Raw genomic sequence first — 17,712 nt, 5'->3', positions numbered from 1 at the left:
CAAAAAATCTTAAATCTAAAAAGAGATATTTTTTGGACAAAAATTTTATTCTGTGTTACTATTTAAGGATAAATATTTTTATTAATAAGGAGGATAACTATGAAAATTTTTGTCTATGGAAGTTTAAGAGAGGGATTTTTTAATTTTAATAAATATATAAATAGTTCAGCTAAGAAAATTGAACTTGGTGAAGTAAAAGGTAAACTATACGCTATTAAAGACCAAGAATATCCTGCTCTATTAGAAGAGAATGGAACTGTCATTGGAGAAATTATAACAGTTGAAAATTGTGATTTAAAAGCTATTGACGATATGGAAAATTATTTTGGTGAAAATAATCCTAATAATGAATATAATAAGATAAAAAAAGAAATTAAAAATTTAGAAACTGGCAAAATAGAGATTTTAGATGTTTATGTTTATAATACAACTAATCCAAATTTTTCATATGACAATCTGATACCCATTACATCTGGAGATTGGAAAACTTTTAAAAAATAAAAAAATTTCAAAACTTTTTTCTCACTAAAAAACGTCTAAACGATATAATAATAGTTAGAAAGTAGAAAAGGATTTTGTACCAATTTGTAAATGTTATAAAAAAAACCATCACATAGTTTTAAAGAAATTTTAATATTTAGAGATATATTTAAATCTTTTAAAGAGTTTTAATTAATTATAAAGTTGTTATTCTAACTATTATATGAAGTAATAGATTTAAAGTCAGTAAACTATTTTATTTTTAAGAGTATTAAAAGGAAAAAATTTACAAGTTTAAAGTTATTAGAAGGTGATTAAGTTTTAATAGTGAGTAGAGGGGTTTGTGATGGTTACCCTCTACTTTTTTTATTATCAAATTTTATTCCTGATAAATCTGCGAGGGCTTTTTTACAAAGTTTTTATGAACCTATAACGAAAGTTCAAGGATAGCAAAACTAGGAATAAAATCGCTATGGAAAATAACTTTATACTCTTTACGAGGATGTTGAATCTCACCATAGAAGTTATAAATTTGTTTTCAGTAGTTCTGCTAAAAGATAATAAACAAATTAGTTTTTTCTAATATACTAATTTACAAAGTGTTTGCTTCATGGTAACATATATCTAAATTATTATAAAATTTAGGAGGATAAAACTCAATGAAAACAATAGCTTTTGTATGTAAAGGAAACTCTTTTAAAAGTATAATCTGTGAACGATTTGCAAAAGAATTAACAAATGACTTCATAATAGTTAGTGCTGGAACAAATCCTGCAGAAAAAGTAAATGATGAAGGTGCAAAAATTATGGAAGCAAAAGGACTTTCGATGTTTAACTATAAGCCACACCCTTTAGATGAGCTTCCAGAAAATATAGATTATTTAGTAAAAATGGGATGTGCTGTAGAGTGTCCATTTGTTCCTGCTAAAGAAACAATTGATTTTGACATGGATAAATACCCAGCTAGCACTTTTGAAGAAAAAGTAGTAGTAGTAGACCTTCTTGAAAAAAAAGTTAAAGAATTTATAAAATCAATATCTCAATAACTAACATTATATTTTTTATTCTTTCACAAATTCAGATGAATATACCGATTTACATGGACTATAATATCCTCGTCCTTTGATAAAAAAATTATTTATAAATTGAAAAGCTATATATAAATATGGTATATTATGTATGGGGATTATTAAATTTTATATAGAAAGAGATAACTCTAATTTAAAATTAGAGTTGTCTCTTTTATATTTAATTCATATTATGATAAAATATTTTAAAATAAAATGTTTACTTTTCTAAAAATATGTGTTATAATAATTTTGTAGTAAGGAAATAACACAAGTAGATAAAGATTTTTAAGGAACTATTTTAACGAGTACTTCTTTATAATAATATTGATTGGGTAAATAGTTACTAACAATTAAAAATAACGGAGGTACTTAAATGAAAGGTACAGTAAAATGGTTTAACGAAGAAAAAGGATTTGGATTTATCACTGGTGAGGATGGGAAAGATGTATTCGCACACTTCTCTCAAATCAAAAAAGACGGTTTCAAATCTTTAAAAGAAAACGAAGAAGTAGAATTTGATGTTGTTAAAGGTGACAGAGGATTACAAGCTGAGAACATCGTTTCTTCAAAGTAATTGAATTTTATAATCCCTTATAGAAGTTTCTATAAGGGATTTTTTTTATCTCTACCTGTAAACACTTTCATTTTATGAACAATCATAGTTTTTTCTGTAGGTTCCCAATGAGTATTATTATAAAATTTTCATAGTCTAAAATTTATAAATAAAAAATTTCCACTACATTTTATCTTGTAATGGAAATTTTATCTTCATAAATTTACATTATTTTTTATAATTAAAATCTGGAATTTGCTCCCATCTTTTTTTCAATATATGAGCTGCTAATTTAGGCTTTCTTTCTCTTGTAAATATTCCTTTTTTATTTCCTCCAACTCTCATAATACTATCATACCTTGTTGCAAAATCAGCAAAATTCCAAACCTGTTCTCCTATAAAATATTCTACTTTATCAAAAGCTTTTCCATGTATTTCATAATAAATCCCCTGATACTCTTCGCTATAAATCATCGGTGTTGTCTCTTTTAATCCACTTACTGTATCTGCTCCAAATTCTGTATACATCATCGGTTTTTTATGACGATTCCACCACATCTCTAATTCTTTTACAACAACATCCTCAATCAATTCAACTTCTCCAGTTCCCCAATACCAACCATAATATCTATTAAAACATAACACATCTAACTCTGCACAAAGCTTGTGTCCCTCCTCAGTATTTAATGGGTAAGCTATATGCGATACTAGCGTTATTGGTCTTTTTTGTGGATCCAATTTTCTTGCTAAATCAATCATTGGTTTAAAATAGTCATAAGAACCTTCCTCTTCCAAAGCCGCTTCATTTCCAATACACCACATTACAACACATGGATGATTCTTATCTCTTTCAATTAATCCCCTAATATCTTTTTCGTGTTGAGTTTTTGTTTTTAAAACTTTCCAAGTTGAAACTGATGATTTTATTCCCATATATGTATTCATAAAATTTATATGAAGTCCAACTGCTGGGACTTCATCAATAACGACAATTCCCTCTTCATCAGCCAATCTCATAATCTCCTCTGAATATGGATAATGTGAAGTCCTAAAAGAATTAGCTCCTATCCATTTCATCAAACTGAAATCTTTTCTATTTATTACTTCATTTAAACCTCTTCCGTTTGAGTTTGAGTCTTCATGTTTTCCAAAACCTTTGAAATAAAATGGTTTACCATTTATTAAAAATTTTCCATCTATAACTTTAACTGTTCTTATCCCACACTTTTCATAGTATAAATCTAAAACTTTCTCTTCATCTTTTAATACGACTTTTACTTCATAAAGATATGCTGCACCTGGCTCCCAAAATTTAGCATTTTCTATATCTATTTTCCCTTTTTTTCCTAATGATTTAGCTACGCTAACTCCATCCTCGTTTAAAATCTCTACTAAAACATCTCTATCAACTGATAGTTTCACTTCATAATCTATAATCCCTGTTGTATTAACTATATCTGTAATTAAAATTATATCTTTAATATATTCTTTTGGAGTTGTATAAATTTTTACTGGTCTATGAATTCCACTATAATTAAAGAAATCTACACAATATGCTGTATGACGTTTTGTTTTAGGTATCATTAGCTCCTCTAAACCTTTAGATACATTTTCTAATTCTTTTACTCCACCTACAGGTAAAGTTGTGTGATCTAATACATTATCAACTAATATTGTTAATCTATTTTTTTCTAATAAACTCTCTTTTTTTAATTCAACTTCAAATGGAAGAAATCCACCTTTATTTTTACAAATTTCTTCACCATTTAAAAAGACAATAGCTTTGTGAGTAACACTTCCAAACCTTAAAATTATTCTATCTTCATTTAAAATATTTCTAGGAAGTTCAAACTCTTTCTCATACCAAACTCCTCCCACATGCTCTCTAACTTCTTTATCCTCTATTAAATCATTATAACTCGAAGGAACTGGCAGGTTATAAATTTTACCCTCCAATTTATTTTTAGTCCCGTTATTTTTTTCTCCTTTTCCATCGTCTAATTTGAATTTCCAAACACCTGATAAATCTATTAAGTTTCTAGTTGTAGTCATTATTGGATATAACATTTATTACCTCTCTTTTTTATTTTCTACTTATGCCAATTCTAAATCTTGATCTATTATCTCTTCATCGCTCTCAACATTTTCATGTTTTTGTAAATTTAAACTTTTTTGAATCTCTGCCATCTTCATACTACTTAACTCATAATATTTCATTGCAATTAAGGATGCTATATATCCAAAAATTGGAATTATACAATACACAAAAAGTATTGCTGAATTAAATTTTAAACTAATAAATGTATTTGGTGCAATAACTGAATTTCCAACTCCTGCATAAGCTAATGCAAATCCTACAATCATTGTAGACAGCGAAGAGACAAATTTATCTATAAAAGAAAATAATGTTCCCATCATTCCTGGAATAAATTTTCCTGATCTGTATAACTCATAGTCTGTTACATCAGCTATCATTGGAATTACAATTGGATTTGAAACAGCATTAAACCCTTGTTGAATAAACATAAATGTTAAAAATAAAGTTGTACTTGCTCCTGTTAAACCTAATATATATAATATTATTGAAGAAGCCATTCCTAACCAAGTTGTTAGAACAAACGATTTTTTCAAACCAACTTTTCTTGCATGAAATAATCCACATATTCCCATAATAGTTATTGGAATTCCTGTTAAGGCTGAATAATCTCCTTGCAATTTTGAGTTTAATAATAGATTAGCAAATATATATACAGCTACTCCCTTGGTAGCATTACCTGCTAACTTGTCTGTAGAAGCCGCTATTGTTAACATCTGAATCGCTCTATTATTTTTTAAAACATCTACATAATCTGAAAATTTTAATTTTATATCACTTTTCATTCCAAAAAACTCAGTTCTATCCTTTTCCCATATTCCAAATATAGCTAATATCGTACATAAAATTGAAAGTCCCGCCACAGAGAGTGAAACAAAACTCCATAAATTTGGGTTTATTAATCCTCCTTCATATTTAGGAGCCACTAAACTCATCAATACATATATTCCCCCTGTAAATATTATTGTATTATAAATTGTATCGAAGATTGAAAAAAGAGGTCTTTGCTTAGGGTCGTTAGTTAAAACTACTTGCCCACCCTTTGTACAAGCAGTTTGAAATGTATAACCAATTATATATATAACATAAAATAAAGTTGTCCAAATGTACCTTCCCATTTGTGATAAAGCAAGTGGGGTATTAAATATTGCAAATAAACTTGAAACAATTATAATATTTCCTACAAACATAAATGGTCGAAACTTACCAAATCTCCCATTTGTTTTATCTATAAAATATCCTATGATTGGATCTGTTATCCCATCAAATAATCTCATCATTGTTGCTATTATTCCAACAAGAACACTAGATAATCCTAAAATATTTTGCGTGTAGTACATATAATAAAAAGTTAAAAACATTGCCAAATTTGTTGCAGAGTTATTTAGTACGAAAAGACCTATCTTATATGATTTCGAACGGTTATACATTTCCATTTATACACTCCCCTTTAAACTATTTTCTTTAAGAAATCTAAACTTTTTTTATAATCTCCATTTATATCATTATCTAAAGAATAATCTTGCTCTATAATAATCCAATCTATTTTTAATTTTTTAATTTTTTCTACAATTGGTTTAAAATCTATGTTCCCTTCCCCAAGAGGACATATAACTTGCTTCCCTAAATCAAAAAATTTCTCCCCTGTACTTACAATTTTCATGTCTTTTAAATGAATAGTGTTTATTCTATCACTATATCTATCAATTAAAGCTAATATATTAACACCACCATATTGTGCCCAGTATGTATCAATCAATAATTTTACGTTTTTTATAGAAGTATTTTCCATTAATATCTCTAATCCAAATTTATTATTAAATTTCATAAATTCAAAAGCATGCATATGGTACATAAAAAATATATTTTCTTTTAATAAACTTTCTCCAATGGCATCTATTGTATTTGCAAACTCTATATATTTTTCATAGCTACCTTGATAATTCATAGGCATAGCACCTATTCCACAAAGATTACAGTTCCATTCTTTATGTGCTTTTATAACCAAATCTAAATTTTCTGTTAAATCTAAATAATTTATATGTGTAGCAACAATCTTTAATCCTAACTCTTTACAAGTATCTCTATAAAAATCTATGATCTCATTAGTTACTCTTCCAAAACCTGAAAGCTGAACTCCATCATATCCCATCTCTTTTGCATTTTTTAAAGCTTCTTTAGCAAAAGATAACTCTACAGCCTTTCCCTCTTTTAAATATGGCATAAAATACCCTATCATTTGAACTGCAATTTTCACTTTAAATCACCTCTTTTATAGATATCTGTTATTATTTTTAAACTTTTTAAAGATTCATTCAATGGTAAATAAAGTTTCTCACTCTTTCCTAAAGAATCATAAAAACTCTTAATCTCCATTTCATGAGATGCTCCATAGTAATCTTTTATCTCTCCCTTTTCATCTCTTTCTAAAACTTTTTCTTCACCATCTTTATTCAAGAATAGTTTTCCATCTCTTATTGTATAAGTCCCATCTTGACAATATACTTTCAAACTTATACTTGTATTTGAAAAATTACTCAATGTTCCACTAAAAAAAGCTTCTACTCCACTTTCAAATTCAAGTTTTATTGCAGCTGTATCCTCTATATCAAGCTCCAGATTTTTCAACTTAAATATTTCTCCAGAGATATTTTTAACTTCTCCACCAATATCTTGTAAATAATCTATCGTATGTATAGCTTGATTTATAAGTAAACCTCCACCACTTTCTATTTTTTTTCCTCTCCACGGAGCATTCTTATAATAATTTAAGTCTCTTCTCCAAAATACAGTTGCTTCAAGGCCTAAAATTTTTCCGCCTTTTAAATTTTCAAGTTCGTCCTTCAATTTCACATAACTTTTATTTCTTCGATTTTGATAAACCACAGTTGCTTCTACATCAGGGTATAATTTTAAAAGATTTATTAACTTATTAGCCTCTTCATAAGTGTGAGCCAATGGTTTTTCTATGATAAAGTGAACTCCTTTTTTACAAGCTAGTTCTGCTATCTCGTATCTGATGTTATGAGGAGTTAAAATGTGAACTACATCTAACTCCTCCTTCTCTAACATCTGAGTAAAACTTTCGTAGTAGTTACAACTATTTTCTTGCCCTATTTTTTTTACTAATTCTAATTTTGTGTCACACACTGCAACTAAATCATTCTTTTTTTTTATCAATGGAATATGAACATCACTTATTATTCCACATCCAACTACTCCTACACGTTTTTTTTTCTCCATACTTAAATACTCCATTTCTTTTTGTATTTAGAAGTAGCGCATCTTTTCATTAACTCTTCATAGTAAAGGTCTTTATCTATAGGTAAATCTATCTCTTTATTTAAAAATGTCGATAAAATCATACTATTTATAAGCTCTAAAGCTTTTATTCCCTCAATTCCTGGAGCTATTAATTTATCTTTTCCCTCAATAGCATCTATCCAGTTTTCAATTACTAAAGCGTGTTCAACTCCCCATGGAACTTCTCCAAGCTCTTTGGATGTATAAATAGTTTCTTCAAATTGAGGTGTATTTTTTGGATCTCTTAAATCTGCTGTAGCAATTAAGTTAAGCTCATTTTCTGGAACTAGCAATTTTTTATATGATAATCGATCATTTTCTATAACTATTTTTCCATTGTTTCCTATTATTTCTAATCTATTAGTTCCTGGAGCATCATGTGTTGAAGTTATAAAAACTCCGTTTCCACCATTTGGATACTCCACATAAGCTGTTACATCTGTTTCCACTTCAACATCTCTATTTTCTCCAAATTTACAATATGCTCTAACTTTATTTGGCATTCCACATAACCATTGCCACATATCAATTTGATGAGGAGCTTGATTTATCAAAACACCTCCACCTTCTCCAGCCCAAGTAGCCCTCCATTCCCCATTATCATAATATTTTTGTGGACGATACCAATTTGTTATTATCCAATTCACTCTTTTAAATGTCCCAATCCCCTCTGCGTCAATTATCTCTTTTGCCTTTTTAAATAAAGGATTAGTTCTTTGATTAAATAATAAACCAAAAACAATATCTTTATTTTCTTCAGAAACTCTATTTAACTCTTCTACATTTTTTGTAAAAACACCAACTGGTTTTTCAACTAATACATGTATTTTTTGTTTTATAGCTTCTATTCCCATAATTGGATGCAGATAATGAGGAGTTGCAATGATTACTGCATCTATCTCTCCTGAACTTAACATTTCTTTAAAATCAGTAAAAATTTTTAGTTCAGGATTAATAGTTTTAGCCCACTCTAATTTTTCAGAATCTATATCACACACTGCTGTTAATTTTGCATTTTTTACCATAGCATTAGGAATCATAGGTTTATCTGTAAATGACATTACATGAACCTTTCCCATAAAACCAATTCCAACTATTCCTATTCTTAACATATTTTTCCTCCCACGCTATATTTTTTCTATCATTTCTAATAATGTTTCTAAGGATTTTTTAAAAGCTTCCTCTCCATCTTTAAATTGAACTTTTCTCTCGTTTACATCCTCTTGCTCTAAGCTCTGTAAAACACTAAAGTTTATAAGATGTGGTTCTAATGATAAGAATCCTTCATATTTTTCTTTTTTTAACTCTTTTAATAGCTCTAGTATCTCTCCATCTCCAGTACCTATTAACACATTTTCTTGAGATGAAAAATTAGCATCTTTTAAGTGTACATACTCCACAAACTTTTTTAATTTTTCATAAGCTTTCAAGGGGGATATCCGAACTTGTATAAAATTAGCTGGATCAAATATCAATCTAAATTTCTCTGAATCAATCTCTTCAATTAATTTTAAAGAGCTTTTTATATCATCTCCATATATTCCCTTTTCATTTTCATGAAGCAATATAATTTCTAAATCAGACACCTCTTCTTTTAATTTTTTCATTTTTTCTAAAACAAGAGATTGATATTTTTCTTTTTCCGATTTTTTTAAAAAAAAGCTAAAAACTCTCACATATTTAACTTCTAATATTTGTGCTATATTTAAAGTATGCTTAAATTTTTTTAAATGTTCTTCAAATTTATTTTCAAAATCAATTTCATCTATATTTATTTTTCCAATAGGAGAAGCGATGCAAGAAATTTTTATGTTTTTATTTTGTAAATATTTTTTTATATCATTAACTTTTTCTATTGATAAATCAGAAATATTCGTACCATTAACTGATCTTAATTCTATATACTCCATTCCTAGCTTTTTAATTACTTCAACTTCTTTTTCAAAACCAATGTCTATCTCATCAATAAACCCAGATATTTTCATAACTTTATCTCCTTCCTTTAAATGAACTTCTTAATAATTAAATTATATTTCTCTATTCATTTAAAAAATATGTTAAAATCTGATAAAATCATACCTGTTTTTTGACTTTTTTTATTTTTTGTGCTATTTTTAATTAAGGAGGTTGTTAAATGAATAATTTATATCATTTATGTAACATGTTAGGAGTTTTAACAAACACAAATGTCATTATTTTTAATAATCTAGGAGAAAAAATCATTAAATATTCTTCCTTTCAGGTTATTGATAACTTTAATTTAAATGAAAAAAATATACTTGATATTAAATCTTTTTTAATTGATGATAAAAATATAAGCATAAATTTAGAAAAAACTTACAACTACTCTATCAACTTTATAGGAGTTAAGTCCTTACAAAAAAATATTTTTTTCATAGTTGGTCCCTTTCTTTGGACAGATCCTTTTTACGAAAAACAAAAAGATCTTTATAACTTAAAGAAAAATAATCTGGAAGAATATACTTTTTATTCAAATTTAAAAAAAGTTAAAACAATACCAATGGAAATACTACTTCCATTAGTTTTTAATCTAATGAACTATGAATTTATAAATATTGATAGTAAACCTCATATAATCAAAGAGACTATAAAAGAATCAGTATTTAAAATGAAAAATTTAAATATCTCTTCAGAAGATATCGAATTAACAAATGAGAGATATCATTTAGAAAACTTAAAATTAAAATATATTAAACTTGGAGATTATGAAAAGGCATTAAAATGTAATAAACAAATGTCATCTTTAAGTGAATTAAACCAACGGATTCCAAATAACATTTTCAGAGCTTTGAAAAATGGACTATTTATATCAAGTGGTATGATTAGAAAAGCTGTGGAAGAAGCTGGTATTCCTCCAACTTTCATTCATAATTTATCTTCTAAAATTTTTACATGGATTGAAAATTCATCTACAATAGCTGAAGTTAAGAAAATTGATGAGGATATTATAAAAGAATATTCTAAGCTTTGTCTTTTTCATAATGAAAAATATAATACCTATAGTTTAAATATAAAAAATGTCCTACTTTTTATTGATATAAATAAAGATAAACCTATTAGTTTAAGTGAAGTTGCTGATTTTATTTCACTTAATCCTGATTATCTTTCAAGATTATTTAAAAAAGAGGTCGGTATAAATTTTAAAGACTATATTCAAAAGATAAAAGTGGATTTAGCTATAAACTATCTTGAAAATACAAATTTAAAAATATCTGAAATAGCTTTTAAATTAGATTATTGTAATGTTGAAAATTTTTCTAAAATTTTTAAAAAATATCAAAATGTCACTCCAGCAAAATTTAAAAAAAACTTGGAAATTTCTAATATAAATAAAAAATAGAGAGGTTTTAATCCCTCTCTATTTTTTTATTTTATAAGTTCTAAATACTTATCTATAATACCTTTTGATTCTGCCCTTTTTATATAATCAGCATCTATATATCCATACACAATAACTCCTGATGAATCTACTGTATAAGTTGCAGGAATTGGAAGGATTCTACTTTTCTTCCCTTGAGATTTTCAACATTAATAGAACTCTCTGGTCTTTCTGGAGAGATTGCTATCATTTTAATTTTATTTTTATCCTTTAATAACTCATTGTATGTAGATAATTCTAAATTACAATATGGACACCAAGTTCCTCTATAAAAACTTATAATTGCTGGTTGTTTTCCTAAAACCTCCATTATAGACACTTTGTCTCCTAAATTATTTAATAAAATCATATCTTCTATTTTATCTCCAATATTAAATGCCTCTTTTTCTAATTTACTATTTTTTAAACTTTGAGTAGCTTCTAACATTTTAGATAATATTTCTGGACTTATCCTATTTTTAGCTGACTCTCTTCTTTCTGATAATTTTTTTTCAAGAACATTCACCATTAATCACCTCTTTAAATTTGTTAATTGGACTTTCTTATACTTTAAGAATAATATAAGATAGGTATAAAAACAATTAGTTACTATTTTGTTACCAGTTACCTAGAAGTAACTAGTTTACAAATTATATAGCTTTATGATATTCTAAAAGATAATTATGTTTAAAAGGGGTATTTATTATGAAAAAAATATTAATCTTTAGTTTTTTAATTTCAACTATAACTTTTAGTAGTGAATCTATTGGAGTTGGTAAAGATGATAAATATGGATATGAAATTAAATTAAAACTAGAAAAAGATTCAAATGGTAAAATTAAAAATTCAGCAAATATAGATTCAGTTGCTGGAGCCACATATACATCTGATGTTTTTAAAAAGGCTTTAAAAGCTGCTCTTGAAAATACCAAATAAGTAAAAATAATTTCAAATCAAAAGGTGAATAAATGAGAGAAATAACTTGTCCTTTAGAAGCTGTTTTCTTTATCTTAAGAGGAAAATGGACCCCTATTATTTTATGGAGAATACGTTTAGGAAATCAACGTCTAACTGATTTAAAAAAAGATATTATTGGTTGTAATGAAAAAATGTTGATCCAACACTTAAATGATATGATTGAAAATGGACTTTTAGAAAAAATTGAATATAATGTTTATCCAAAACATACTGAATATAGATTAACTGAGTTTGGAAAAGAGCTAATCCCTACTTTTGCAAAATTTCAAGAGTTTGGAATTAAATACTTACAAAAAAGTGAGTTATTAACAGATGATAAATAGTGTGTTATTCTTAAGTTGAATTAAAACTTAGGAGGAATCTATTATGAAAAAAAATATTTTATTAACATTAAGTGCTTTATCTATTTCAGCTTTTGGGTTTACTTTAGAAAGTAATGGTATAGAAAATGGATATATAAAAGAAAAATATGGTAAACATGGAACTCAAAATCTAAATGGTATGCCTAGTTTATCTTTTCCTTTAGAATGGAAAAATGCTCCTAAAAATACTAAAAGTTATGCTTTAGTTATGGAAGATTTTGATGCTATTCCTGTTACAGGATTTTCTTGGATACATTGGATTACAATTGTTCCTAAAACAACTACTAAACTTCAAGAAAATGCTAGCTTAGAAAATAAAGAGATTGTTCAAGGTGTTAACAGCTGGATCTCTTCTATGGGAGGATTAAATAAAAGTGATGCCTCACATTTTGGAGGTCCTGCACCACCAGATACAGATCATACTTATAACATTACTATCTATGCTCTAGACAAAGAGATTAATTTACAATCTGGATTTTATTTAAACGAACTTTATACTAACATGGACGGCCATATTCTTGATAAAGTTACATTAAAAGCTAAATATAAAAAATAAAAAAAGATGTATTTCTACATCTTTTAAAGTTCATATTGGTACCCCGTAGGGGAATCGAACCCCTGTTTATAGAGTGAAAATCTATTGTCCTTACCACTGAACGAACGGGGCAGGTGATGGTGCGTCATACTGGGCTCGAACCAGTGACAACACGATTAAAAGTCGTGTGCTCTACCATCTGAGCTAATGACGCATATCTTGTTGAAATTTTATTTAATTTTTGGTGGCGGGAGCTGGACTCGAACCAACGACCTTCGGGTTATGAGCCCGACGAGCTGCCAACTGCTCTATCCCGCGAAATTAAATGGTGCCTGGGGCCGGAATCGAACCGGCACGCTATCAGATAGCTCAGGATTTTAAGTCCTGTGCGTCTACCTATTCCGCCACCCAGGCGTCCTAGTTAGAAACTTATATTTCTCTCACGAACAAAATTATTATACCGTATTTTATAAAAAAAGTCAACTATATTTTTTATTTAATTTAAATATTTTCTTTATTTTTCTATTTCTTGATATATAACTATCTAGTTTCTTTAACTTTATATAAGTATTTATTAATTAAATTTTATAAATAATATTAATGTGTTTAATTTTACTTTAATACAACTATACTATATAATGTATATAGCATTTTAATTATTTTTAAGGAGATATAACATGACTGGTAAAAATAGAAACAATATCAAAGCTGGAATAAAAGTTATGATAGTAAAAAAAGAGGATCAAAAAACAGGAAAACTCACTGAAGGAGTTGTAAAAGATATTCTTACAAATTCGAGTACACATCCCCACGGAATAAAAGTTAGACTTCAAGATGGAACTGTTGGTAGAGTCCAAGAAATAAAAACTGTTTAAAAATAAAAAAACTTAGATTAAGTATAAATAATTACTTAATCTAAGTTTTTTCTTTCAATTAAATTTTAATTATTTTTCTTGTTTTCAAAAACTAATATGGAAATCTCTAAAGATTTAATCTTTTAATAATTTTTCTATTTTCAATAATAATTTTTCTATCTCTTCTTTTCTTTTCTCATCAACATGCTGAATTTTCTCTTTTATATTATTAAAAATTTCAAAATTTATATTTATTCCAATCTCTTTTCTAGTCTCTTCACTTCTAATCTGATTTTCTTCTTTTAAAAACATTTTAAACTCCATTATACTGTTTGATGTGTTTAAATATGTTAAATTTTCTTCTAAATTTTTATAAATTTTTTCTATCTCTCTAAAAGTTAAAGATCCTACAATTTCTTTTGCTATATCAGTACTAGTATTCTCGAATAATTCAAATCTTCTTCTATGTCTTAAGGCTGTCATTCTATTAAATCCGATTAACTCTAACCATTGACAATATGTTATATCCTCTTGTATTTTTTCTGAAACTTCTTTAAAAATCTTTCCAAGTTGAATTGAAGCATTTGCTTGTAAATTTAAAATCTCTTTCGTTTTTACTTCTAAAAATTCATTTTCCTCTTTAGTTTCACAAAATTCTATTTTAGCTACATTTTTTATTATTTCTAATGCTTCACTTTTTTTCTCTTTTTCAGTGATTTCTTTACTAGCTCCTTCAGTAGCTTTTCTCAGTCTATCTATTGCTCCCATTGAACACCCCTCATTGTATAATTTAAGCAAACTTAATTTTTAATATAAAGCTGTAACACAAATTTTATTCTTGTAACACATGTGTTACATCCCTTTTATAACTTCTATTAAACTATCCTGAACTTCTTGTAATCCTTTTGAATTTGTTTCCCAAACACTTTTTCCTTTCTCTAAGAGAGTTTCAATTTGGGATAACTCTTTTATTGGGTCTGGAAGAAGTATTGTTGTTTGTCCTAAAACATTTTTTAGGTCATCTAAATATTTATTTTGATTTGTTGTATTTCTATATTTATTAACTATTATTGAAAATACCTTATCAATACCTGCTTCTTCGACTACATTTATAACTCCTTCAACTGTAACTCTATCACAGAAACAAGGGATAATAACTTTATCTGAACACTCTACAAATATTGTATCTAATTTCATAGTTGGAATACTGTCAATTAAAATAAAGTCATATTCTGTTTTCATTTTTTCTATAAATTTAGGAAGATTATTTAAAAATGTTGTAGAAAATTTAGAATCTTCAAGTGGAATAAAATCAACATTTTCTCTTATCCTTATAATATCTCCATCATCACCTTTTACAAAAGCTTTTAAGCCACTATCAAAAATAGGTTTATGCTCTTGTGGAGCAGTGTAGTCTAACACATTGTTCTGAGAATCTGATGTTAAAATTAATACTTTTTTTCCAATTAATGATAATCCAACCGATAGTTGAACCGTTAAAAAAGTTTTTCCTACTCCACCTTTATTAACTTTTATCGTATATACTTTTCCTTTTCTATCCACTTTTCCCTCCACATTTTGCTTTATACTCACAGCATCATCTAGTAGTGTTATTACAACTTCTTTTTTCTCTTCTGTTAATCCTAAACTATTTATAATGGGTAACGGAATTACTAATTTTGGTGATTTATATTTTCCAACTTTATCAAATTTAACTTTATAGTTTTTTATTAATAAAAGAATTTTTCCGTTTTCTGTTTTTTGCTCTTGTTCTACTAAAGTTTTTCCATACTTTAAAGTTATTTCATCATTTTTATATTCAAAAATAATATTATTATTTTCCTCAGTTATAGACAAAAAGTTTAAAATATCTTTAGATAAATTTAATCTACACCCATTTAATCTTCTATCTTTTTTATATGAAAACGATAGTTTTTTTATCATCTTAACTCCTTAACTTAACAATAATTTTAAATTTTTAAGAGCTTTTTCAATTTCATCTGAATTTTTTCCTTCTAAAGATATCTTTGCTCCATTTAAATTTAATGTTACTGTTATCAAATTTTCACGATAGTTTATTTTCATTATTATCCTCCTAAATTTTTAGAAAAAATTAATGAATTTTCTATTGCGAGTAGAAAGGATTTAACATTAAAATTTTCTATTATTTTATTTTAATAAAATAATACTTCTTTTATTATGTTATGTCAAGCCTAAAAAATATTTTTTACTAGTTTTATTGATTTTAAATATTTTTAATGTTATAATTTGTCCGCGAGTAGAAGGGATTTATCTTAAGATAATCTCTTTTTTTTATAAAAAAAGCACTTTTCTCAACTAGTGAAAAAGTGCTTTTGATTTATCTTAAAATTGCTTATTTAATTATTTTCCTAATAAAATTTCCTCAACTTTATTTTGAACATCATCTATAGTTTGAATATTTCCTGCTAAAACTTCCTTTGTTAATCTCATTTTCAATCTTAACAATTCCTCTTTAGAAAAATCTCCTTCTAACATTATTAACACATTATTAATATAATCTTTTGCTAACGATAGAAACTCTTTAGTTAAAGGCTCAGAATAGCTCTTATTTTTTTCTTCTATTTCTATTACATTTAATTCTGGTAAAAAATTATAATTAAAGTAATCTATTTCATTTAAATAATTTAAAATTATTCTTTTTTTCCCAGCATTAAAAGCTATCTTTTGTATTTTGGTGTTCATTCCGCATATTTTTATATAATTTTTAAATGCATTTTTTTCTATCTCTTCTTTTTTCTCTTGAGATAATAGCTCAAAAGATGCTTCTAATTGAAGAAATCTCTCATCAACTGTTTCATCTTTTCCTATTTTAATTTTTTCTTGAGATAAATTTTCATTTTTAGTTTCTTCTATAACAATATCTCTCGCCCAATCATTCTCTAAAGCTTTTAAGAAAAATGCTCTTGGACTGGTTAATTTTTTTTGCTTATTTAAATACACTATTGTTCCTCTTACTTTTTCTTCTCCATATTTTTCAATACTATCTGCTACAGTTTTTGGCATAGATTTTAATTTTTTAGCTACATTTGGTAATTTATTAAATAATTCTTCTATTAACTCTTTAGTTATAATTGTTTTTTCCAATTGTTCTTTTTCGTTTTCAGTTAATGTATCATGCTCTGTTGCAGATATTGTTAATTGAGTAGAAATATTTTTAAAATCATTAAAATCATCAAAAAATCTCTCTTGTTTTTCTTCTGCTGAATCTTCATAAAAATGTATCTCTATCTCTGATTTTTCCCATGTACTATCTTTTACAAAATTAAACTCTTTAATTAAATTTTTTATTTTTAATTCATTTAAATTATTTTCTAAAATTTTTATAGTATTATGTGGATTTTTAGGATTAAATTTTAACGGAATCCTTTTTATTAAAAAAAGTGTGTCTATTCTTAAGTAAAGCTTATGATATCTAAGCTTTTCTATTAACATGTAAATTGTACGAGCTGTACTTGTATCTATATCTAATAAAATATCAGAATTATACACCATATAGCCCTTTGTCATTATATTATTATAAAAATGGTCTGATACAGATATTTCATAAACTTCTTTTATTCTATTATCCCCAATCTGATCTTTAAGAGTTTTATTTTTTCTATCGTCAAGTCTAATTGTTTTAAGTGATAAAATTGTTGTTTCAATATCTTGAGTTAATATTGATTTATTCACAGAAGAATACATTGTATTTTTAAAATTATAGTTAGAAGTTGCTAACCTTGATAAACTTTCTTTAATCCTTTTTACATAATCTTTAGTTGTTAACTTTAATTCTTTTTTTAGCTCTGCTGCTGTTACAATAAATCTTCTTGGCATACCTTTATTTTTCATAACTTTCATTAAAGCTATAAAAACTTTTTCTTCTAATTCTCCAGGTATATAATCTCCTGCCTTAGGTGTAACATTTATATATGTATCACGGTTTTATAGCAATAGGTAAGGCTTTGAATTTATCTCTACCTTTTCCCCTGCTCCACACCGTGCATGCGACTTTCACCGCACACGGCGTTCCATCATAATTTTAAATTTTATTTATGTTTAGAAAGTGTTTTTAATATTCT

Annotated in this window: 19 protein-coding genes and 4 tRNA genes; 8 read left to right on the top strand and 15 right to left on the bottom strand. The window is 26.6% G+C overall.

The annotated features are described in order from the left end of the window. Positions 1-99 precede the first annotated feature (99 nt). From ACRC8M_RS04285 to ACRC8M_RS04275, 3 genes are all read left to right on the top strand, one after another. Entirely contained in the window at positions 100-501 is a 402-nt protein-coding gene (locus ACRC8M_RS04285) for a gamma-glutamylcyclotransferase family protein (protein WP_438528011.1), read from the top strand. Positions 502-1,139: 638 nt separating this feature from the next. Continuing rightward, complete coding sequence (locus tag ACRC8M_RS04280) at positions 1,140-1,526, top strand: low molecular weight phosphatase family protein (RefSeq protein ID WP_438528010.1); 387 nt, start codon at positions 1,140-1,142, stop codon at positions 1,524-1,526. 397 nt (positions 1,527-1,923) lie between these two features. Continuing rightward, positions 1,924-2,124 (top strand): cold-shock protein, encoded by a 201-nt coding sequence (locus ACRC8M_RS04275; RefSeq protein WP_438528009.1) that lies wholly within the window; start codon positions 1,924-1,926, stop codon positions 2,122-2,124. Positions 2,125-2,331: 207 nt separating this feature from the next. Here the strand turns inward: ACRC8M_RS04275 and uidA are convergent, their stop codons facing one another. The 6 genes from uidA to ACRC8M_RS04245 are packed head-to-tail and all read right to left on the bottom strand — an operon-like array spanning position 2,332 to position 9,486. Beyond that, entirely contained in the window at positions 2,332-4,170 is a 1,839-nt protein-coding gene (uidA, locus tag ACRC8M_RS04270; protein WP_438528008.1) for a beta-glucuronidase, read from the bottom strand. Positions 4,171-4,197: 27 nt separating this feature from the next. Continuing rightward, entirely contained in the window at positions 4,198-5,634 is a 1,437-nt protein-coding gene (locus ACRC8M_RS04265) for an MFS transporter (RefSeq protein ID WP_438528007.1), read from the bottom strand. Positions 5,635-5,648: 14 nt separating this feature from the next. Further along, a complete protein-coding gene (locus ACRC8M_RS04260) occupies positions 5,649-6,455 on the bottom strand; it encodes a sugar phosphate isomerase/epimerase family protein (RefSeq protein WP_438528006.1) in 807 nt (268 codons plus the stop codon). After that, positions 6,452-7,441: a Gfo/Idh/MocA family protein gene (locus tag ACRC8M_RS04255; RefSeq protein ID WP_438528005.1), complete on the bottom strand. Its 990-nt coding sequence runs from the start codon at positions 7,439-7,441 to the stop codon at positions 6,452-6,454. Before ACRC8M_RS04255 ends, ACRC8M_RS04260 begins: the two co-directional genes overlap by 4 nt. Positions 7,442-7,443: 2 nt before the next feature. Next, positions 7,444-8,613 (bottom strand): Gfo/Idh/MocA family protein, encoded by a 1,170-nt coding sequence (locus ACRC8M_RS04250; protein WP_438528004.1) that lies wholly within the window; start codon positions 8,611-8,613, stop codon positions 7,444-7,446. Positions 8,614-8,628: 15 nt separating this feature from the next. After that, positions 8,629-9,486 carry a sugar phosphate isomerase/epimerase family protein gene (locus tag ACRC8M_RS04245; RefSeq protein WP_438528003.1) on the bottom strand — a complete coding sequence of 286 codons (858 nt, stop codon included), beginning with the start codon at positions 9,484-9,486 and terminating at the stop codon, positions 8,629-8,631. Between the two features lie 149 nt (positions 9,487-9,635). Here ACRC8M_RS04245 and ACRC8M_RS04240 point away from each other — a divergent pair, with 149 nt between their 5' ends. After that, positions 9,636-10,862: a helix-turn-helix domain-containing protein gene (locus ACRC8M_RS04240; protein ID WP_438528002.1), complete on the top strand. Its 1,227-nt coding sequence runs from the start codon at positions 9,636-9,638 to the stop codon at positions 10,860-10,862. Between the two features lie 127 nt (positions 10,863-10,989). Here the strand turns inward: ACRC8M_RS04240 and ACRC8M_RS04235 are convergent, their stop codons facing one another. After that, positions 10,990-11,409, bottom strand: a complete 420-nt coding sequence (locus tag ACRC8M_RS04235) for a redoxin domain-containing protein (protein WP_438528001.1) — start codon at positions 11,407-11,409, stop codon at positions 10,990-10,992. Positions 11,410-11,585: 176 nt separating this feature from the next. On the opposite strand from ACRC8M_RS04235, the gene ACRC8M_RS04230 reads away from it, so the two are divergent. Genes ACRC8M_RS04230 through ACRC8M_RS04220 form a run of 3 tightly spaced genes read left to right on the top strand, consistent with a single transcriptional unit; the run spans position 11,586 to position 12,776 of the window. Continuing rightward, on the top strand, positions 11,586-11,816 hold the full coding sequence (locus tag ACRC8M_RS04230; protein ID WP_438528000.1) for an FMN-binding protein: 231 nt from the start codon (positions 11,586-11,588) through the stop codon (positions 11,814-11,816). Positions 11,817-11,848: 32 nt separating this feature from the next. Next, positions 11,849-12,181 carry a winged helix-turn-helix transcriptional regulator gene (locus tag ACRC8M_RS04225; protein WP_438527999.1) on the top strand — a complete coding sequence of 111 codons (333 nt, stop codon included), beginning with the start codon at positions 11,849-11,851 and terminating at the stop codon, positions 12,179-12,181. 43 nt (positions 12,182-12,224) lie between these two features. Continuing rightward, positions 12,225-12,776 (top strand): YbhB/YbcL family Raf kinase inhibitor-like protein, encoded by a 552-nt coding sequence (locus ACRC8M_RS04220; RefSeq protein WP_438527998.1) that lies wholly within the window; start codon positions 12,225-12,227, stop codon positions 12,774-12,776. A 36-nt stretch (positions 12,777-12,812) separates the two neighbouring features. Here ACRC8M_RS04220 and ACRC8M_RS04215 read toward each other — a convergent pair. The 4 genes from ACRC8M_RS04215 to ACRC8M_RS04200 form a co-directional block, all read right to left on the bottom strand. Next, positions 12,813-12,887, bottom strand: a tRNA-Glu gene (locus ACRC8M_RS04215). Positions 12,888-12,893: 6 nt separating this feature from the next. After that, positions 12,894-12,969: transfer RNA gene (locus tag ACRC8M_RS04210), tRNA-Lys, on the bottom strand. Positions 12,970-12,997: 28 nt separating this feature from the next. Continuing rightward, positions 12,998-13,073: transfer RNA gene (locus ACRC8M_RS04205), tRNA-Met, on the bottom strand. A gap of 8 nt (positions 13,074-13,081) precedes the next feature. Next, positions 13,082-13,169 (bottom strand) — tRNA-Leu (locus ACRC8M_RS04200). Between the two features lie 263 nt (positions 13,170-13,432). Between ACRC8M_RS04200 and ACRC8M_RS04195 the strand changes: the two genes are divergently transcribed. Beyond that, positions 13,433-13,630 (top strand): YwbE family protein, encoded by a 198-nt coding sequence (locus ACRC8M_RS04195; RefSeq protein WP_438527997.1) that lies wholly within the window; start codon positions 13,433-13,435, stop codon positions 13,628-13,630. A gap of 114 nt (positions 13,631-13,744) precedes the next feature. On the opposite strand, the gene ACRC8M_RS04190 is transcribed toward ACRC8M_RS04195, so the two are convergent. The 4 genes from ACRC8M_RS04190 to ACRC8M_RS04175 form a co-directional block, all read right to left on the bottom strand. Beyond that, entirely contained in the window at positions 13,745-14,377 is a 633-nt protein-coding gene (locus ACRC8M_RS04190; protein WP_438527996.1) for a hypothetical protein, read from the bottom strand. A gap of 84 nt (positions 14,378-14,461) precedes the next feature. Then, a complete protein-coding gene (locus ACRC8M_RS04185) occupies positions 14,462-15,553 on the bottom strand; it encodes a ParA family protein (RefSeq protein ID WP_438527995.1) in 1,092 nt (363 codons plus the stop codon). A gap of 9 nt (positions 15,554-15,562) precedes the next feature. Next, a complete protein-coding gene (locus ACRC8M_RS04180; RefSeq protein WP_023051805.1) occupies positions 15,563-15,694 on the bottom strand; it encodes a hypothetical protein in 132 nt (43 codons plus the stop codon). A 297-nt stretch (positions 15,695-15,991) separates the two neighbouring features. After that, on the bottom strand, positions 15,992-17,491 hold the full coding sequence (locus ACRC8M_RS04175) for a hypothetical protein (RefSeq protein ID WP_438527994.1): 1,500 nt from the start codon (positions 17,489-17,491) through the stop codon (positions 15,992-15,994). Between the last annotated feature and the right edge of the window lie 221 nt (positions 17,492-17,712).

The organism is Cetobacterium sp. (assembly GCF_051653945.1).
GTDB lineage: Bacteria > Fusobacteriota > Fusobacteriia > Fusobacteriales > Fusobacteriaceae > Cetobacterium_A.
This window is presented reverse-complemented; position numbering and strand designations above follow the sequence as displayed.

Coding starts and splice junctions, on each gene's coding strand:
- ACRC8M_RS04245 (WP_438528003.1), bottom strand. CDS start 9,486: ATGAAAATATCTGGGTTTATTGATGAGATAGACATTGGTTTTGAAAAA.
- ACRC8M_RS04185 (WP_438527995.1), bottom strand. CDS start 15,553: ATGATAAAAAAACTATCGTTTTCATATAAAAAAGATAGAAGATTAAAT.
- ACRC8M_RS04230 (WP_438528000.1), top strand. CDS start 11,586: ATGAAAAAAATATTAATCTTTAGTTTTTTAATTTCAACTATAACTTTT.
- ACRC8M_RS04240 (WP_438528002.1), top strand. CDS start 9,636: ATGAATAATTTATATCATTTATGTAACATGTTAGGAGTTTTAACAAAC.
- ACRC8M_RS04255 (WP_438528005.1), bottom strand. CDS start 7,441: ATGGAGAAAAAAAAACGTGTAGGAGTAGTTGGATGTGGAATAATAAGT.
- ACRC8M_RS04220 (WP_438527998.1), top strand. CDS start 12,225: ATGAAAAAAAATATTTTATTAACATTAAGTGCTTTATCTATTTCAGCT.
- ACRC8M_RS04275 (WP_438528009.1), top strand. CDS start 1,924: ATGAAAGGTACAGTAAAATGGTTTAACGAAGAAAAAGGATTTGGATTT.
- ACRC8M_RS04190 (WP_438527996.1), bottom strand. CDS start 14,377: ATGGGAGCAATAGATAGACTGAGAAAAGCTACTGAAGGAGCTAGTAAA.
- ACRC8M_RS04235 (WP_438528001.1), bottom strand. CDS start 11,409: ATGGTGAATGTTCTTGAAAAAAAATTATCAGAAAGAAGAGAGTCAGCT.
- ACRC8M_RS04225 (WP_438527999.1), top strand. CDS start 11,849: ATGAGAGAAATAACTTGTCCTTTAGAAGCTGTTTTCTTTATCTTAAGA.
- ACRC8M_RS04280 (WP_438528010.1), top strand. CDS start 1,140: ATGAAAACAATAGCTTTTGTATGTAAAGGAAACTCTTTTAAAAGTATA.
- ACRC8M_RS04285 (WP_438528011.1), top strand. CDS start 100: ATGAAAATTTTTGTCTATGGAAGTTTAAGAGAGGGATTTTTTAATTTT.
- ACRC8M_RS04195 (WP_438527997.1), top strand. CDS start 13,433: ATGACTGGTAAAAATAGAAACAATATCAAAGCTGGAATAAAAGTTATG.
- uidA (WP_438528008.1), bottom strand. CDS start 4,170: ATGTTATATCCAATAATGACTACAACTAGAAACTTAATAGATTTATCA.
- ACRC8M_RS04180 (WP_023051805.1), bottom strand. CDS start 15,694: ATGAAAATAAACTATCGTGAAAATTTGATAACAGTAACATTAAATTTA.
- ACRC8M_RS04250 (WP_438528004.1), bottom strand. CDS start 8,613: ATGTTAAGAATAGGAATAGTTGGAATTGGTTTTATGGGAAAGGTTCAT.
- ACRC8M_RS04175 (WP_438527994.1), bottom strand. CDS start 17,491: ATGAAAGTTATGAAAAATAAAGGTATGCCAAGAAGATTTATTGTAACA.
- ACRC8M_RS04265 (WP_438528007.1), bottom strand. CDS start 5,634: ATGGAAATGTATAACCGTTCGAAATCATATAAGATAGGTCTTTTCGTA.